We start from the raw sequence: 18,619 nt of genomic DNA on the forward strand, positions 1-18,619 counted from the left end.
TGCTGACTAAAGATTAGTTTCATTTGCCGCCTTGCTACAGTCCAAACTATTTAGAGCATGATAATCAAAGAATCAAAACTAATGGTCGATTTTTTCCAATATCTGATAGGTGGCAGATATGCGCTCAGGTATTGGATACCATTTATTGGAAAGTATCACTACAGCGATTTGGCTTTCGGGGATAAACATCGCATAGGTGGCAAATCCGTTGGTTGAGCCAGTTTTATTATAGTAAGCACGGGTTTCAGGTGCTAGAGCGGGTTGAATTAATTCTACTTTGTGTGGCTCAAGCGCCATTTCATTTCTATTACCTTGCTGCAATTGCGCAAGGGATACCGGCCACGGATAACTTTCCCACATCATATCTTGGATGAATGAGTCAGTTGAATAAACACCAGTATGCGTATCTTCAGCCGCTTCTAGCCAAGGCTTAGCCACTTTCGTCACCTGCATATTAATATCTAGAAAACGAATTAAATCTTTGGCTGTCGATTTCAATCCATAAGATTCTGCATCTAATATTTCTGGCGTTACTCTAACGGGTTGGTCTTTCTTATTATAACCTTGCGAATAATTCTTTTGTTGGTCTTTAGGTACATGAATATAAGTATGTTTTAGACCAAGTGCAGGTAACATTAGATTTTCCATGGCGTCGGAAAATGTCATATCTAATTGTTTTGCAGTCACAATGCCTAATAAGCCAACACCCAAGTTTGAATATGAGCGGTATTGACCGATATTTTTCTCAGGTTTCCATTGTTGATAATAACGGATTAGCTCAGCGCTGTTTGTGACTGTATTAGGTACAAATATTGATAGCCCTGAGGTATGAGTTGCAAGATTCATAACGGTGACATTATCAAAAGCCGAGTTTTTCAGTTCAGGTATGTAATGGCTAACTTTTTGTGAAAAATCGAGCTTTCCTTGTCCCTGTGCATAAGTGGCAAGTGTGGCGGTGAAGGTTTTTGATAATGAGCCTATTTCATATAACGTGTTATCACTAACTGGAACTTTAGTTTGTTTTGATTGCACACCATAGTGGTAAATAGTGTGTTTACCCGCAATAGAAACAGCGACTGACATGCCAGGGATCTGCTGTTGTTCCATTAATGGTTTAATTATCTCATCCATTTCTTGTTGCGTTAGAGCCAAAGCGGAAATTGAGGTAAAAGCCAAACTTAGGGCGAGAAATACTCGTCCTTGACGAAAAATAGTTTTCATAAGGTTATTTATCCAAAGAGAAAGTTTAGGTTATTGCTAATTAAATACAGGAAATCACTATTTAGCTGTTTCGAAGTACTTTAAAATACATTGTTAACACCTACCAATGCGTTATTGGCGGCTAGTATGCGTGTTTTAGGTTTTTATGTGTAACGATATAAAATTCGATGAGGCAAAAGAAAATCTTATGTCAGGTAACTATCGTCACCGGCTTCCACTTAATGGCTTGCGGGCGTTTGAAGCGTCGGCTCGTCATCTTAATTTTACACGTGCGGGCCTTGAATTGAATGTAACGCAGGCCGCCGTTAGCCAGCAGGTTCGCTTACTAGAGGAACAATTAGGTTTAGAATTATTTATTCGTTTACCGAGAGGGTTAGCGCTGACAGATGAGGGACTCGCATTATTGCCAGTACTAAGTCGTTCTTTTGATCAAATTGAATCATTATTACAGCAATTTGAAGATGGACACTATCACGAGGTATTAAGTATTTCAGTGGTGGGTACTTTTGCGGTTGGCTGGTTATTACCGCGTTTAGAGCGGTTTTCTCATTTATATCCTTATATTGATTTGCGTATTATGACCCACAATAACGTGGTCAATTTAGCTGCGGAAGGAACTGATTTTGCTATTCGTTTTGGTGAAGGGCTCTGGCCATTGGTAGAAAATATCTCGTTATTTTCTACGGCGCATACGGTGGTATGTTCAGAAAAAGTGGGCCATAAGCTCAAACACCCAATTGATTTAAAAGAACATCAACTTATGCGTTCCTATCGTAAAGATGAATGGGAGAAATGGTTTTTAGCCGCAGAGATTGAGCCATGGCGTGTTAAAGGCCCTATATTTGACTCATCGCGTTTAATCGTTGAGGCGGCGTTAATGACTAACGGTATCGCACTAGTGCCGAGTTGTATGTTTGAACATGAATTAAGTGCTGGATTATTAGTTCAACCATTTAATATTAGCGTCACTCTGGGCGGTTATTGGTTAAGTCGTTTGAAATCCAAACCGATGACACCTGCAATGGTAATATTTCAGAATTGGTTATTGGATGAATCAAAGTAGAGGAAATAAGCCGGTGTCATGATGAAATTGACACCGGTTATAATAAATAGACATTTTTAGATGTCCAAGTAGGTTGATAAACAGTTAAAAGACAAGTGCTTCAGCCGCATAATAATCCTTTTTACAATGCGCTTCGTTTGTTATTTTATTTTCGGTACTGAGGTCGGTAAAAAAATAAACAGGATCGATATTAAATATTTGAGATAAGTGATATATCGTATCGACATGTATATTAACGTCACCATTTTCATAACGAGATTGGTGTTGTTGGCTAATGCCTAATAAAAGACTTAATGTTTTAGCACTCATTCCATGACTTTCTCGCAATGCTCTTATTTTTAAGCCTACAAGTTTTGATATTTTCTTATGCATAATCTAAGCCTCTATTAGTTATTTTTAATTCACTATTTATTTAATTAAATGACCTATTAAATTATGGCTTATCATTTATAGTTAATAAGTCAATATAGTTTAGTTTAAGGTATTTAACGTATTGTGCTAATCTTTCTAAGTTAATTCGATTAATACCTCTTTCATATCGTGATTGTTGTTGTGCACTGATTCCTATTTCTTTAGAGATTAGCCTTAATGGGACACCTTTCATTTTTCGATAATAAAGTATATTATTGCCAACTATTTTAGATAGAGGATAATTTTCTCGCATGGTAAATTCCTTTTATATTTATAACATTGAAATAAAAACTTCAAGATATGATTGTTTTTATGAGGTTTTTTAATTGAAAAATAATGTATGCAATATAATTCATAGGTAAATACTATACGTTATCACTCTATCAGATTGTCATTTATACGTGAATAGGTCTTGGCCATTAAATTAATAAATAATTTCAATGTTCCTATTTGCTTTTATTGATGCTCGAATAACGTCAGAAAAAAAACATAAATATTAAATAAAACTGCTGGTTATTTCATACGTTATCAATAAATAAGAATCATTTCTGTATGTTTTTTACTTCCGATAAAAAATAGGCGTTAATTTCATCGCTTTCTTTATCGTCGAGTATGAAAAAACTAGATAATTTAATATTAAATACTTTGGCATACTTATTTAGCTTATCTAAATTAATTCGATTAATTCCTCTTTCATATCTCGATTGTTGTTGTTCACTAACGCCTATTACTTTAGATAAATCGGTTAATGACATTCCTTTCATTTTTCGATGATATGTAATCTTGTGACCAATAACTCTTGAGATGGGATAGAAATCAGGCATTAAATAATCTCCTATCTACTTACAGATTAAAATACGTTAAGTAAAAACACTAATTTGGTTAATGGTACACAAAAGTAAATTCGAGGTGGCTATTAAATGAACCGGGCATCATACCACTACCGTAGCCTGCAACTCTGGCTGAAAATGGAATTTCTACGCTGCGGGTTAAGCTATTAACGGGAGTGATAATTTTATCGCCATTCTTGATTGTCGTTTTATTTGCGCCATTAGCCAGATTTAGCGCAACATTTTGTGCCGTACCTTTATTTAAAAAATACTCTGCGGTGGTTAGGTCCGGTGTTCCAGATATGGTCATGATGGCTTCATTAGTGCCCATAGGGCAGTTTTTTAGTTTTACTGAAAAATCAACCCAAGGTGATTTTTGAGTATCTTTGATATTCCAAATATTAATTTTTTTTAGGTCAATTAAATAGCTAGTTTTCACTAATTCACAAGGCATTGCAGTGATATAACCATGAATATTGATATTTACGGTTTCCCCAATTGCACTCAAAGGGCTAGCAAGAAGTAATAATGAAAGTAATATTTTTTTCATTTTATTATTCGTCCTTATAAATAAGTGATCGTCGCTGTAATATTGGCAGATATCGAGCCAGGAACGACATTACCTAACGAGCTAAATGCACGAGTTCTAAGTGGAATAATGGCATCTGTTTGTCCGTTTAGTGGTACTTGCAGTACTTTTTGATTACCAAGTAAAACGGATCCATCCCCATTTTGTAGTTGTACCGCGACATTTTTTGCTGTACCTAAATTCTTGTACAAGCTGGTTTCATCGGTAGTATCTGCGGAGCCTGAAAATGTTAATTTAATTTGATTCACAAAAGAGGAACAATTATTTAAATTAATATTAAACGGCTTCCATTCTGAACTCGTTTGAGGGGCGTTAAAGAGATCAATAGGTAAACGTTTAAAATCAATATCGATATTATTACCACCAGAAAGGTTGCAGGTGGCTGCTTTGATATTACCTGTGAAGTTTAAAGTGATATTATTAGCTGTAAATGAATAAAAACTCACTAATAATAGACTACTTATCAACGATAAAGTTATTGTTAATTTTTTCATTGCCTATTCCTACTCATAGCGAATATTAACGGTAGCTGTCGCATTTGCTGTTCCAGGTGTTATGGTATTTGTCGTTTTGATATACCTCGCTTTCCAATTAAATAGATAATCACCAGCTGGGACATTATTTTGCAAACTATTTTTAGTATTTAATTTAACGGGTAGATTATTTTTATCTAATAATTGAATTGCAACGCCAGTCGCTTTGTTTGTGCCAGAAAGTGCAAGTTTTCCTGTTGCCGCATCAACATATCCACCACTACTCGTAATTGTTGTTTTAATATTTGTTCCTGCTTTGCATGTTAGTGATATCGGAATATCAACCATATCACTGGTATCACCGATGTTATTAAATTGAGTATCATACCAGTCACCCATATTGATATTATAAGTAGATTGATTATTTTTTAATGAGCAACTAAGTACATTTATTCTATAGTTATTTGAAAATGATACTGTTGAAATGAAAAAGTTGGTGCCTGTTGTTTTATTCTGTTGGTAGAATCTAGCCAATTGCCTTATTGAAATAACTCCCCCAGAAGTCACCTGACCAATTTTTTCTATATTAATGACCCAACCGAGGTTCGAAAATGTCCAAGTGGTATCAGTATATGGGCCATTTACCGGAAAAAAATAATTTGGCCCAAATGAATTAATTCTTGCTCTAACACCAATACCATTAACTCCACTTATTGCCATGCCATTACTCACTGATGTTAGATAGACTCCTACTTGATTTCCTCCGCAACTCATATCAACGCCATTAGTTGGATTATAATTTCCAGTGTAAATCGGTAGCGATATCGAACTTAGTAATTTAATCGATGTATCATCGTACTGTATATTTATTGTTTCATTTGGAATCGTCTTCTGCATATCACGCCAAGTTGGATTTTGCACACATGCAGAAGAAGAATATCCTGAGTAAAGGCTAAATAAACTTATTACTAGGATAATTTTGTATTTTGTTTTTTTCATAACTATCTATTTCCTATTACTGGCAAACCGCAGTCGTTTTATATAAACCCATATAATTAGATAAACCAGCTAAGTTATAATTTACTTGGCATTGCTGCTTATCATTATATTGAATAATAAAATTTCCATTTTCTGCTAAGCCAGATAAATACAATTCACCGTCATTACCGACCATGCCATTTAACTGACTTTCACCGTTGAATATTGTTTGTGCGCCAAAAGGTACCGGTTTACCGTCAGTGAAAGTAAGCACCATAATGGCACGATAGCCCACATTGGCGGCAAAGTTTGCTTTCACGATAGCGCCACGGCTTGGTGAAACGCTTTGGCTGGTTAAGTCCATTTCAGTGTCATTTGGTAGCGCAGAGGTATCAATATCAATGGTGTTTTTACGGTAGGCACTGACATACGGCACTAGCGCATAGCCTTGATTATTGGTCACAACACCGGCTTGATTCATAATAGGGACATCGCCAGCGTTAGGAATCTCAACAATAGCCGAGGTTTCACCAAGTTGCTGGCCTAATACCAATCCACCTGAGTGAGCGACTAAGCTACCGTTTGCACCATAATAAAGATTATAGCTATCTGTGCTGTAACCACTGCCTCCAGATATTTCACCATATTGACCTTTATAGGACGCGTTCATATTACCTGATGTGCCACTGTCTTTATTGGTAAATCCTTGCTGCATGCTCCAGTTTAAGCGATTGTTCAATTGGGATGCGGATACCCCCATGCTGCCTGTGCTTGAATTGTTGCTGCTACTATTGCTATTGAAGTTATAGTAGAAAGTATCGTCGAATACAGTAAATGGTACGTTGACTGAAAATGCGAACTGGTGGTCATCTTCACTTTTATTTTTACTGTCCGATGAGTAAGAATAATTATTCGTGTTTTTGTTATAGGTATAATTCAAACTATAGCTAATACCTTGCCAGCTATTGTTATAACCTAGCGTGGCAGATTGTGTTTTTCTATCACTGTTCCAATAGTCTTCATTGATATAACCAACTGAAATTGAACCGAAACTTTCACCCAAGTTTTGGCTTAAGGTTATTTCTCCACGATTACGACGACGCTCAATTTCAGGGGTGTAGTCAGTATCTCGAAAACCATCAAACACCTCGGATAAACTATAGAAGCCTTTAGTTGAATAACGATAACCCGCTAATGCGATGTTAGTGCCGATATCATTTAAATTTTTGTTATAACGAAAACGGTATGATTGCCCACTTTCTTTCTGGTCTTCACGCAATTTAGAATCTGCATGAGTAATATCAATAGATATTGCACCAAAACGGCCAAGGTTTTGTCCTGTCCCGATAGAGTAGGATTGATAATCTTCACTGACTTGGCTTCCACCATAAGCCGTAATGCCATAAGGTAAACCATAGATAAGTGTGAATTGGGCAAAATGAGTCCTATCCACATGGCTATCATAAGAGCGATATTGCCCACCAGTTGCGCTATAAGACAAATAACCTTCACGTTGTAAAACAGGAAGTGAGGCAAAGGGAACAATCTGTACCTGTTCGCTGCCGTTTGACTCTTTTATTGTGACATGCAAGTCACCACTTCCCCCAGTTGGATACAAGTCATTAATTTCAAACGGACCTGCGGCTACATCGGTTTGGTAGATGGTATAACCATTTTGACGTATGGTAATTTGTGCGTTACTGCGTGCAATTCCGCGTACTACTGGGGCATAACCGCGCAAACTTTCTGGATACATATCATTATCTGTCGCCAGTTGAGCACCTCGAAAAGGCACACTGTCAAATACTTGTGAGGGTGAAACACTATCCCCTAACGTTAACTGACTTTTGATGCTGTTTATTCCACGTGAGGCATAGGTATAAACGGTATCCCATTTATTGGTTTGGTTATCACTATTTGACCATGTAGTGTAGTTACGTAAACGCCATGCGCCGATATTTAAACCCGGTCTTAAATTGACATAGTTTGAGTTTGTATCAGTTCCGCCTTTTTTACGGTCATAGTTTTTTGAACCGCTATAGCTATAATTAAGCAGTAATGCATTAATACCATTATCAATATCGGCTAAGTCAACATAACCCCTTGGGTTTTTTGTTAATGCAATTTGTGGAACACTTAAATAAAGGCGCTGTGAATCAAATTTAAATACACTTTTTACATCTGGAATCGCCGATAAATTGGCACAGCCATTTTGAGTATTTTGTAGTTCAGGATAATCAGCGATTTTAATATCAAAGCTTTTTAAATCAGCAATTGATAAACAAGGTGTCAATTCGTTATTGTTACCTTTATTAAATTTAAGATTTGTTGCACCAATTAAATTTGTGTTGATGTAAATATCAACGTAGTAATTTCCAGGTAATTGTTCATTGTTTTCAAATTGGCTTAAATCAACTGAGTCTTTATTTGGTAACTCTAAAAAATCAGGATCAAAATACGTATTACTTTCCATTTTATTATTAAGTGGAAGGTTTTCTGCGTAAGTGGGTGCCGTATAGCCTAAATATAAAAGTAGGCTAAGACATATTTTATTTGTTTTCATAGAAAAGCCTAGGTTTATAAAGACTATATTTTAATTTCCGATGCATCTGATGCCGCACCATAATCATTAATAACTTCCCATTTAACGGTGCCATTACTTGCTGTATCATTAATTTCAAATGATGCAGTAGAGAATGGAGCCGCATAGGAGATATCAATCGCTTTCTTACCGTTAAATGTAATACTTTGGAAATTCATGTAATAGGGTGTCGGGTTTTTAACGATAATTTTATTTCCCGATTTAGACCAAATTAATTTTTTTTGTTCTTCAACGAAATTAACGTCTTTTATTGATGTTGGTCGATAAATTAATTTCATTTGTGTTTTAAAGGCAATTTGTAGCGAGTTTTCAGTTCTTTCAGTGGCTGGTATTGTCTTTATGTTTAGCCAGAATAATGACTCTCTATCTTTAGGTAATTTATTCTCAGTTAGAAATATTCTAAGCGCATTAGTTTTATCTGCATTGAGACGAAATAACGGAGGTGTTATGGTGAAATCCGATTGTTTTTTTTCATCAATTCCGTCTATCCACGATTGAATTAAATAAGGGATTTTATCTGGATTTTCAACACTAATACTGACATCTTTATTGCCTTCGTTATAAATAACACGTGTTCCACCAATGATCACACCTGCATGAGCTGTATTGATAACTATCAATAAAGAGATAAAAAAATAGACAATGTGTTTCATATCACCACCAGTAAATATATGAAATAAGGTTTAATTCCATTTAAACCTTATGAATTATTTAGTTATAATTAATTGTAAATGTTGCAGAACCATTAGCAGGACCAACAGTGACTGCATCTGTCTTAGCAATATAACGCGCTCTGAAATCTAAATTATTTTCTACATTTTCTTTGAGTGGATAAGTCTTAGACGCTGTAAATAATGGTACGACAGTATTTACGTCATCAGTAATCTGGATCCCTACACCTGTAGCTGCACCAGTATCCTGTTTTATTTTAATGACAGAGTCATCACCTAAATAAGAGTCAGCATCAAATTTAACTGATGCTGCTGTAACGGTGCTTGGGCAATTAATTAATTTAATTGTGAATTTAGTTGCCGCAGCTGTACTTCCCGCAGTTGGTAGTGCTTTTTTGGATACTTTACCTAAGTTAACTTTTAAAGCATCTGAGCCTGCTGCTAATTCACAAGCTTGATCTGTGATTTCCCCTGTAAAGTCGATAGTACCATCCGCTGCAAATACATTACTAACAGCAAAAATAGATGTTGCAGCAATTAATGATGCAAGTAAGTTCTTTTTCATTCAATTCTCTCCAAAAAGGTTTTTATTTAATTATATTGAGTTGTGCGAATAATCACTTACTCAACTGGAGTGTATTTTGAGTCTATTTTTATAAATAAACAAGTCAGGAGGAAATTGGTTTAATATAAGAGAATTAAATTTAATAATTACATTATAATTTTATTAAACACATTATGAGTTAAAATTAAGTAGGAGTTAGATGATAATTTATATTTTTGTTTTTCGGGGCGGTAATTGTTTAAGTTAAATAACGATAATAAACTATTAATAATTGCAGGGTGATTTTAAGTGTTTATTTATCTCGTATATGGTGATTGTTTGAAATTTAAATTCACATGTTGTTTCTTTATTTTATAGTACATATCGAATATGTATATTCTTTTTTTGTCATTATAGCGTAGAAATAGTGTGAACATTGTTAAACTCATTATTTTAGCGTTTTATGTTCTAATCTATTTATGAAGAATTTAATGTTTTTTTGTTTTTGGCTCTATCAATATCTAGTCTTAATTTTAATAATTTAGTTGTTTTCTTTAGCCATTGATTAGCCTTAGATCTTATTTCGATGATATAAATAAGAGATTGGTGGTTATATTCACCAATCTAATTATCATTTATCGACGAGAAAATTACTCTATACCTAACTCTTTTAATTTACGTGTTAACGTATTCCGACCCCAACCCAATAAACGTGCGGCTTCTTGTTTATGACCATTGGTGTATTTGAGCGCGCAATTTAGCATCGTGTGCTCCAATAAAGGAAGAGCTTGAGCGAGTAAATCTTCTTTGCCTTCAATTAACGCATTATCTGTCCATTGGGCTAATTGCTCAAACCAAGCCCCTTCATTACTAAGCGTTCGTGATAAGGCGGGTTGTGTTTGTGCTAAGTGTTGAGTCTGATTGTCAGATTTATGCGCTTTAGGATGCGATTCATCAGATAAATCATCCGGTAAATCTTGGGGTAAAATCTCTTGGCTTGCCGCCATTACTGTTAACCAGCGGCAAACATTTTCTAATTGGCGAACGTTACCTGACCAATAATAGCGTTGAAGAATTTTTTCACTATCAGGATGGAGTACTTTACTTTCAACACCCAATTCTTTTGCGGTATTTTGCAAAAAAAAGTGAGCAAGACGCGGAATATCTTCAAGACGCTCTCGTAATGGAGGTAACTGCACCCGAATAACATTTAATCGATGAAAAAGGTCTTCGCGAAATAAACCTTCTTTGACACGTTTTTCTAAATCTTGGTGAGTGGCGGCAATAATACGGACATCTACTTTGACCGGAGTATAACCGCCAATACGGTAAAACTGTCCTTCAGCGAGCACTCGGAGTAATCGGGTTTGAACATCAAGGGGCATATCACCAATTTCATCTAAAAATAAAGAGCCCCGATTGGCTTGTTCAAAGCGCCCCTGTCTAACTTGTGTCGCACCAGTAAAAGCGCCTTTTTCATGACCAAAAAGTTCTGACTCAATTAAGTCTTTGGGAATTGCGGCCATATTGAGTGCAATAAACGGTTCGTTCACTCGTGGGCTGTGTTGGTGTAGCGCATGAGCCACTAATTCTTTACCAGTTCCCGATTCACCATTAATAAGCACACTAATTGATGAGCGAGATAAACGACCGATAATACGATATACCTCCTGCATGGCAGGGGCTTCACCTATCATGGTGGAAGAGACAATCGGTGCTTTTTGTTTAGTATCTCGATTGGTATGATTTTGCTCGCGGCTATGGTTTAACGCACGTTCCACTAAGGCGACGGTTTCATCAATATCAAACGGTTTGGGTAGATAATCAAATGCCCCTGATTGATAAGCACTAACCGCAGCATCAAGGTCAGAGTGTGCTGTCATAATTATAATCGGTAGCAGGGGATGAGATTGCTTTAGTTGATTGAGTAGTTCTAGACCATCAGTACCTGGCATGCGAATATCAGATAGCAACACATCAGGGAGGTCAGTTTCTAATGCGGTAAGTACGGCATTGGCGCTATCAAAGCAGGTACAATCAAAATCAGCGCTACTTAACGCACGCTCTAATACCCAGCGAATAGAACTGTCGTCATCAACGACCCAAATTTTTCCCTGTTGCATGGGTTATCCCCTATTTTTTGATTGGTAGATAAATAGAAAACTCGGTGTGTCCCGGCCAACTGGTAAATTCAATTTTGCCCAAGTGTTGGTCAACTAAACTGCGTGCGATAGAGAGTCCTAAACCTGTGCCATCTGGTCGCCCACTGACCATGGGATAAAATAAGGTATCTTGAATAGATAACGGAATACCGGAGCCGTTATCTTCAATATCAATACGTGCGGCTAATCGATAACGCTCACCCTGCAACATTACTTGAAATGCGGTGCGAGTACGCAAAGTGATGGTTCCCCCTGTTTTCTCAAGTGCTTGTAATGCATTACGAGTGATATTTAATAGCACTTGCTCAATTTGGTCAGGGTAGTGTTCTAGGTCGGGTAAACTCGGGTCATAGTCACGAATTAGCGTCACATCATCCGGTTTTTCTAAAGCGACTAAACGTGTCACATTTTCAACAATGTGGTGAATACTTTGCTGAGTTTTCGGACCTGGATATTGTGGGCCAAGTAGTCTATCGACTAATGCTCTTAAGCGGTCGGCCTGCTCGATAATGACTTGAGTGTATTCGTTAAGTTTAGGGTCTGGTAGCGCTTTAGATAATAGTTGAGCGGCGCCGCGTAATCCCCCAAGTGGATTTTTTATTTCATGGGCAAGACCACGGATAAGTTCTCGAGCGGCAAGCTGTTGCACATTTTGGGCAACTTCTTGGCTAAGGCGTCGTTGGCTATCGAGTAGTGACAGTTCAACTAAAATGAATTGATCAGAAAATGGTTGTGCACTGAGAGACATCACATGGGAGTGGTTATTAAATACCAATGTGATTTCATTTTCAGTAAAGCTATGGCCTTCTTTTAAGCTATTTAGCATCAGTTCATCATTCAATGAACAGTAGCTGAATAATAGCGGAAAGGGGGTACCATAAAGTTTGCGCTGGCTCTGGGTTAAGATCTGTAATGCGGCATGATTGGCATAGTGAATAACCAAATCATAATCCAGTATCAGCACACTATTAAGCAGTGAATCGAGAATATGTTCCGGCGCGGGCAAATGTTCGGTTTTCATACGGTTCTACTCCTGCACTAATCTGCACTATTTTGGTGCATTATACCTGATTTGCTGAGTAACACCGCAATTTAACGTCGATAATTTAGTTTTGCTACCGTTATTATTTAGAGAGAAAAGGCCCCATCATAGATGGGGCAAGTGCTTCACGGCAACAAAGACTAGCAGTGGAACGGCGTGTTACACACTGTAGTACATTTCAAATTCGAGTGGGTGTGGCGTCATGCGAACACGTTGAATGTCGCTACGCAGTAATTCAATATAGCCATCGATAGCATCGTCGGTAAATACACCACCACGAGTTAAGAACTCACGGTTTTTATCCAATTCAGCCAGTGCTTCCTCTAATGAACCTGCCACTGTTGGGATTTCTTTTGCTTCTTCCGGTGGTAAGTCATACAGGTTTTTATCCATCGCATCGCCTGGGTGGATCTTATTGATGATGCCATCAAGGCCGGCCATTAACTGTGCTGCGAAAGCTAAATATGGGTTAGCCGCAGGGTCTGGAAAACGAACTTCAATACGACGTGCTTTAGTGCTGGCAACCACTGGAATACGAATAGATGCTGAGCGGTTGCGGGCAGAGTATGCCAGCATGACAGGTGCTTCAAAACCTGGGACTAAACGTTTATATGAGTTAGTCGTTGGGTTAGTGAATGCATTTAATGCGCGCGCATGCTTGATGATGCCACCAATATAGTACAGCGCCATTTCAGATAAGCCGCCGTATTTGTCCCCTGCGAATAGGTTAACACCATCTTTAGATAGGGACATATGGCAGTGCATACCAGAACCGTTGTCGCCAACTAATGGTTTTGGCATAAAGGTTGCCGTTTTACCAAAGGCGTGTGCAACGTTGTGCACGACATATTTATAAACTTGGGTTTCATCCGCTTTTTTCGTCATTGTATTAAAGCGGGTTGCGATTTCATTTTGGCCTGCTGTTGCAACTTCATGGTGATGAGCTTCAACTACCAAACCCAAATCTTCCATAGTAGTACACATTGCAGAGCGTAGGTCTTGTGATGAATCGACTGGAGGAACTGGGAAATACCCACCTTTTACTGAAGGACGATGGCCTTTGTTGCCGCCTTCGTATTTAGTTCCTGTATTCCATGCACCTTCGATATCATCGATGTGGTAGTAGCTGCTATGCATGCTGTTACCAAAGCGAATATCATCAAAGACGAAAAACTCTGGTTCTGGTCCGAATAGAACAACATCAGCGATACCGCTAGAACGTAGGAAATCTTCAGCACGTTTTGAAATTGAACGCGGGTCACGGCCGTAGCCTTGCATGGTGCCCGGCTCTAAAATATCACAACGAATAATTAAGGTGATATCAGCAAAGAATGGATCGATCATTGCCGTTGACGGATCTGGCATCAATACCATGTCAGATTCATTGATTCCTTTCCAACCACCGAATGATGAGCCATCAAACATTTGGCCTTCTTCAAAGAAGTCTTCGTCAACTTGATGAGCAGGGATAGTGATGTGTTGCTCTTTACCTTTAGTGTCGGTAAAACGCAAATCAATAAATCTTACATTGTGCTCTTCAATTAACGATAAAATATGTTCAGCGGACATTCTCGGCTCTCCTGGTCGGGTCTAATCAACAAATGACAATATTGGGTTGATGTATTTGTTGGTTGTCTGGCTTTGCAGTGTCAGTTTTTATTACTCTGCAATTCTGCAATTAATATAAGCGAAAATCGTGCCAACTTTATAAAGTATAATAAATACTGATCGTTAGGCTGAAATAATAAGTATTAGCGTTGGTAAAGGTGAACGATTGCACAGTATTGGTGCGATCAATCTCAGGGGTGCACCAAAATGGTGAGAAAAAGCCAACTATATTGAATTGAGTGTCATGAAGTTGTAGTGAAAAGATTAAATATGGGCGCTTTTGAAAGTGAATAAGCGAATAAAAAAATAAAAGGATGCGACTAACAATAGCATCCTTTTTTTGAATATTAAGATTGGTTCTTTTTGAGAATGCTCAACAGCGTAAATAAGCTAAAAGCACTGAATAACATTTCAATACCAATTAAGGTCGTTAATAAGGTGATTGATGTTAGCGGGCCATTGCCAATTAACAGGAATGCAATCACGAAGTCTAAGATACCGATGAGAATTTGTACCCAGCCACTGGATGTCTTAATTTGTTGAAATCCAACATATAATCTGACCACACCACCAATAATAAACAGGACAGAAACAAAAATGGCAAGTAGAACTAAACTTTGAATCGGGTCTTTAATAAAAGAATAGCCCAAAGTACAGTAAGCCACCCCAATGACGAAACTGAATATTTTCGACCAGCCTGAATATAAGCTAGAACTGAAAGTGCTGACGAGGATCGCTAAGCCACTCATAATAAATAAAATACCAAGAATAGCGCTCACGGCAATACCTGAGATCATTGGATTGATCAGGCAAAAAATACCGCCAACAAAAAGCAATACAGCAAGTACGATCAGTAAATTCCGTTGTTTTTTGAGTTCTTCTGAGGCGAGTTTTGACATTTGCTCGCGATTAATATTTAGCATGGTGCACCTCCTAAATGAAAGAATATCAATAAAATATACACCATAAATGATATTCGTTCGATTTTTTCAAACAGAATTTGGATTAAGTAACTTCTAAAAGGAATGCAATTTTATATTTAGTAGATTGAAATTGAAGTATAAAAGAAGGTTATTTAAGTAATAGAGATGTCGGAACAGAGGATGAGCAAAAATAAGAACAGCTCTGTGCTGATGATTGAGCACAGAGCTGAAGTTTTACAGAAGTAGAGAATGGTGACGGTTTGACTATTCGTCGTCATTGTCAGTGAGTAATGTATTTACTTCTTCAATTTGTTTAACTGCATCATTGATGATCGTTGCAATTTGACGAGTTTGTTCTTCATTTAACTGTTTTAAAACCATTTTATGGCGCAGTAGTGCTTTGAAGCGGCTAACTGCCATTTCAATGTCTTCAGTTAAATTGACGCCTTGTTGCATATCGCGAGCTTTTGCTAATTTTCGCGTAATCATTGTTTCTATATCTTTATTTTGCGCTAGGTGTTCAGCACCTTCCGCAGTTAGGGTGAAACTTTTACGATTACGTTCAACAATTTGCGATTCAAGAAAGCCTTGTTCTTCTAGTAGTGTCAGTGTTGGATAGATAACACCTGGGCTTGGCACATAAAGGCCATTCGAAGCTTCTTGAATGTCTTTAATGATTTCATAGCCATAGCTTGGTTTTTTTGCTACTAACGAAAGCACCATGATATGGAGATCGCCATGGTCAAATAAACGACGCAAGCCTTTACCTCTACCGCGGCGGCCTTCGCCGTGACCACGACCATGACGACCTTCACCATGACAGCCTTCGCCGTGACCGCGGCCATGACGACCTTCACCATGACAGCCTTCGCCGTGACCACGACCATGACGACCTTCACCATGACAGCCTTCGCCGTGACCGCGACCATGATGACCTTCACCATGACAACCTTCGCCGTGTTCGTGACGGTTTTCACTGTGGCAGCAGCCAGCGCCATGACCGTGATGGTTTTCATCATGATGTGAATAATATACATGACGACAAGAATGAATTAGCATATAGTATTTCCTTATTATATTTTCGATATATCTAAAAAGATATTGTGGTATTACTATATTTAGATATATCGAAAGTGTCAATTTAGATATATCTAAATATAGAAGAAAGACATTAAAAACGGTGATAATGAAAGAAAGTTTATTTTTTATTCTTTTTTTTGGCTGCTAATATCTAGTTTTTAGCGTATTATTCTACCACTTTGTGATTTCTCAGTGCTGATATGAGCTATTTTCTAAAATATTCTGGCATTATTATGCAACTGGATGTTTTTTCATTAAAAACTTTTTTTACAGTGATGAGTTTCACATTTATTCCACTTGTGTGGAAAAACGTGTAAAATAACAGCAAATTAACGTAGAAAGTATGCTTTGAGCTATAATAACGACTCAAAAGGCATATTCCTTTTCTGTCAATTAAACGGTAAAAATCCTTGTCAATTCAAAACTTAAGAAACATCGCCATCATCGCTCACGTTGACCATGGCAAGACAACACTGGTTGGTAAATTACTGCAACAATCGGGCACCTTCGGTGAACGTGAAACAGTTGATGAGCGTGTTATGGACTCCAATGACTTGGAGAAAGAGCGCGGTATTACAATCCTTGCGAAAAATACTGCTATTCAATGGAATGGCTACCACATCAACATCGTAGACACCCCAGGCCACGCCGATTTCGGTGGTGAAGTTGAACGTGTTATGTCCATGGTTGACTGCGTTCTACTCGTTGTTGATGCAACTGACGGCCCAATGCCGCAAACTCGCTTTGTAACACAAAAAGCTTTTGATAATGGCCTAAAACCAATTGTTGTTATCAATAAAGTTGACCGCCCAGGTGCACGTCCTGATTGGGTTGTTGACCAAGTATTCGACTTATTCGTTAACTTAGGTGCAACGGATGAGCAGCTCGATTTCCCTGTTGTTTATGCATCAGCTCTGATGGGTATTGCTGGTCTTGAGCATACTGAAATGGCTGAAGACATGACCCCACTATACGAAGCTATCGTGAAGTATGTTGAGCCACCAAGTGTTGATCTGGAAGGTCCTTTCCAGATGCAAGTTTCACAGCTAGATTACAACAGCTACTTAGGTGTTATTGGTATTGGCCGTATTAAACGCGGTGTTGTAAAACCTAATCAGCAAGTCACTGTTATCGATAGCGAAGGTAAAACACGTAATGGTAAAATCGGTAAAGTTCTGACTCACTTAGGTCTAGAGCGTATCGATTCCCAACAAGCAGAAGCTGGCGATATCGTTGCTCTGACTGGTTTGGGTGAATTGAACATTTCTGACACTATCTGTAATGCAGGTAATGTTGAAGCGCTGCCTGCTCTGGCCGTTGATGAGCCAACAGTTAGTATGTTCTATTGCGTCAATACTTCACCATTCTGTGGTCGTGAAGGTAAATATGTGACTTCACGTCAGATTCTTGATCGTCTGAACAAAGAATTAGTCCACAACGTGGCACTGCGTGTTGAAGAAACTCAAGATCCAGATGCATTCCGTGTTTCTGGTCGTGGTGAGCTTCACTTATCTGTTCTGATTGAAAACATGCGTCGTGAAGGCTTCGAGTTAGCTGTTTCGCGTCCAAAAGTTATCATTCGTGAAATCGATGGTCGTAAGCAAGAGCCATTCGAACAAGTGACTTTAGACGTTGAAGAGCAACATCAAGGCGATACCATGAAAGCGTTAGGTGAGCGTAAAGGCGACCTACGTGACATGATGCCAGATGGTAAAGGCCGTGTGCGTCTTGATTACGTTATTCCTAGCCGTGGTTTGATTGGCTTCCGTACTGAATTCATGACAATGACTTCAGGTACAGGTTTACTGTATTCAACATTCAGCCATTATGATGATGTTCGCCCAGGCGAAATCGGCGGCCGTCAAAACGGTGTTCTGATTTCTAATGGTCAGGGTAAAGCAGTTGCTTATGCTCTATACAGCCTGCAAGATCGCGGTAAATTATTCTTAGGTCACGGTGCGGAAGTTTATGAAGGCCAAATCATCGGTATTCACTCTCGTTCAAATGACCTGACAGTTAACTGCTTAACCGGTAAAAAACTGACTAACATGCGTGCGTCAGGTACTGATGAAGCAACAACACTGTCACCACCAATTAAAATGACACTAGAACAAGCGCTTGAGTTTATCGATGATGATGAACTAGTTGAAGTGACTCCACTGTCAATTCGCCTGCGTAAGCGTCATTTGACTGAGAATGACCGTCGTCGTTCAGGTCGCAGCAAAGACTAATTTTAGTCATTAGATATACGAAAAGGCACTTCAATATGAAGTGCCTTTTTTACGTCTATCGTTAAATTAATTACTGCTAAGCTTCTATCATCAACGATGATAGTTTTATGCAATTAACATTAACAGCGAGCCCAATCAATAAGGTACTGCTACAAAGTTAGAGTGCGGTTATTTCGTATTCATTGCTGTAA

17 protein-coding genes are annotated in these 18,619 nt (G+C 38.1%); 2 read left to right on the forward strand and 15 right to left on the reverse strand.

What is annotated here, in order from left to right; all coding sequences use genetic code 11:
- Positions 1-78: 78 nt before the first annotated feature.
- Positions 79-1,221, reverse strand: coding sequence for a class C beta-lactamase (gene ampC / locus DD649_RS11290; protein WP_294107113.1), 1,143 nt, complete (start codon positions 1,219-1,221; stop codon positions 79-81).
- Positions 1,222-1,408: 187 nt separating this feature from the next.
- Between ampC and DD649_RS11295 the strand changes: the two genes are divergently transcribed.
- On the forward strand, positions 1,409-2,284 hold the full coding sequence (locus DD649_RS11295; RefSeq protein WP_294107114.1) for a LysR substrate-binding domain-containing protein: 876 nt from the start codon (positions 1,409-1,411) through the stop codon (positions 2,282-2,284).
- Between the two features lie 84 nt (positions 2,285-2,368).
- Here the strand turns inward: DD649_RS11295 and DD649_RS11300 are convergent, their stop codons facing one another.
- From DD649_RS11300 to DD649_RS11365, 14 genes are all read right to left on the reverse strand, one after another.
- Complete coding sequence (locus tag DD649_RS11300) at positions 2,369-2,656, reverse strand: helix-turn-helix transcriptional regulator (RefSeq protein ID WP_294107115.1); 288 nt, start codon at positions 2,654-2,656, stop codon at positions 2,369-2,371.
- Positions 2,657-2,717: 61 nt separating this feature from the next.
- Positions 2,718-2,948 (reverse strand): helix-turn-helix transcriptional regulator, encoded by a 231-nt coding sequence (locus DD649_RS11305; protein ID WP_294107116.1) that lies wholly within the window; start codon positions 2,946-2,948, stop codon positions 2,718-2,720.
- 289 nt (positions 2,949-3,237) lie between these two features.
- Positions 3,238-3,519 (reverse strand): helix-turn-helix transcriptional regulator, encoded by a 282-nt coding sequence (locus tag DD649_RS11310; protein WP_336430719.1) that lies wholly within the window; start codon positions 3,517-3,519, stop codon positions 3,238-3,240.
- A gap of 58 nt (positions 3,520-3,577) precedes the next feature.
- A complete protein-coding gene (locus DD649_RS11315; RefSeq protein WP_294107117.1) occupies positions 3,578-4,075 on the reverse strand; it encodes a fimbrial protein in 498 nt (165 codons plus the stop codon).
- A 14-nt stretch (positions 4,076-4,089) separates the two neighbouring features.
- Positions 4,090-4,608: a fimbrial protein gene (locus DD649_RS11320; RefSeq protein ID WP_294107118.1), complete on the reverse strand. Its 519-nt coding sequence runs from the start codon at positions 4,606-4,608 to the stop codon at positions 4,090-4,092.
- A gap of 9 nt (positions 4,609-4,617) precedes the next feature.
- On the reverse strand, positions 4,618-5,586 hold the full coding sequence (locus DD649_RS11325; protein WP_294107119.1) for a fimbrial protein: 969 nt from the start codon (positions 5,584-5,586) through the stop codon (positions 4,618-4,620).
- Positions 5,587-5,602: 16 nt separating this feature from the next.
- Positions 5,603-8,128 carry a fimbria/pilus outer membrane usher protein gene (locus tag DD649_RS11330; protein WP_294107120.1) on the reverse strand — a complete coding sequence of 842 codons (2,526 nt, stop codon included), beginning with the start codon at positions 8,126-8,128 and terminating at the stop codon, positions 5,603-5,605.
- 23 nt (positions 8,129-8,151) lie between these two features.
- On the reverse strand, positions 8,152-8,820 hold the full coding sequence (locus tag DD649_RS11335) for a molecular chaperone (RefSeq protein WP_294107121.1): 669 nt from the start codon (positions 8,818-8,820) through the stop codon (positions 8,152-8,154).
- A 58-nt stretch (positions 8,821-8,878) separates the two neighbouring features.
- Complete coding sequence (locus DD649_RS11340; protein WP_294107122.1) at positions 8,879-9,403, reverse strand: fimbrial protein; 525 nt, start codon at positions 9,401-9,403, stop codon at positions 8,879-8,881.
- Positions 9,404-10,032: 629 nt separating this feature from the next.
- Complete coding sequence (glnG, locus tag DD649_RS11345; RefSeq protein ID WP_294107123.1) at positions 10,033-11,505, reverse strand: nitrogen regulation protein NR(I); 1,473 nt, start codon at positions 11,503-11,505, stop codon at positions 10,033-10,035.
- A 10-nt stretch (positions 11,506-11,515) separates the two neighbouring features.
- Positions 11,516-12,565: a nitrogen regulation protein NR(II) gene (glnL, locus tag DD649_RS11350; protein WP_294107124.1), complete on the reverse strand. Its 1,050-nt coding sequence runs from the start codon at positions 12,563-12,565 to the stop codon at positions 11,516-11,518.
- A gap of 180 nt (positions 12,566-12,745) precedes the next feature.
- Positions 12,746-14,155 (reverse strand): glutamate--ammonia ligase, encoded by a 1,410-nt coding sequence (gene glnA / locus DD649_RS11355; RefSeq protein ID WP_294107125.1) that lies wholly within the window; start codon positions 14,153-14,155, stop codon positions 12,746-12,748.
- Positions 14,156-14,541: 386 nt separating this feature from the next.
- Entirely contained in the window at positions 14,542-15,117 is a 576-nt protein-coding gene (locus DD649_RS11360; protein WP_294107126.1) for an HdeD family acid-resistance protein, read from the reverse strand.
- Between the two features lie 264 nt (positions 15,118-15,381).
- Positions 15,382-16,176, reverse strand: a complete 795-nt coding sequence (locus DD649_RS11365; RefSeq protein WP_294107127.1) for a PadR family transcriptional regulator — start codon at positions 16,174-16,176, stop codon at positions 15,382-15,384.
- 431 nt (positions 16,177-16,607) lie between these two features.
- On the opposite strand from DD649_RS11365, the gene typA reads away from it, so the two are divergent.
- Entirely contained in the window at positions 16,608-18,428 is a 1,821-nt protein-coding gene (gene typA / locus DD649_RS11370) for a ribosome-dependent GTPase TypA (protein ID WP_294107128.1), read from the forward strand.
- Positions 18,429-18,619: the final 191 nt, after the last annotated feature.

This window comes from Providencia sp. (assembly GCF_003533305.1).
Taxonomy (GTDB): Bacteria; Pseudomonadota; Gammaproteobacteria; order Enterobacterales; family Enterobacteriaceae; genus Providencia.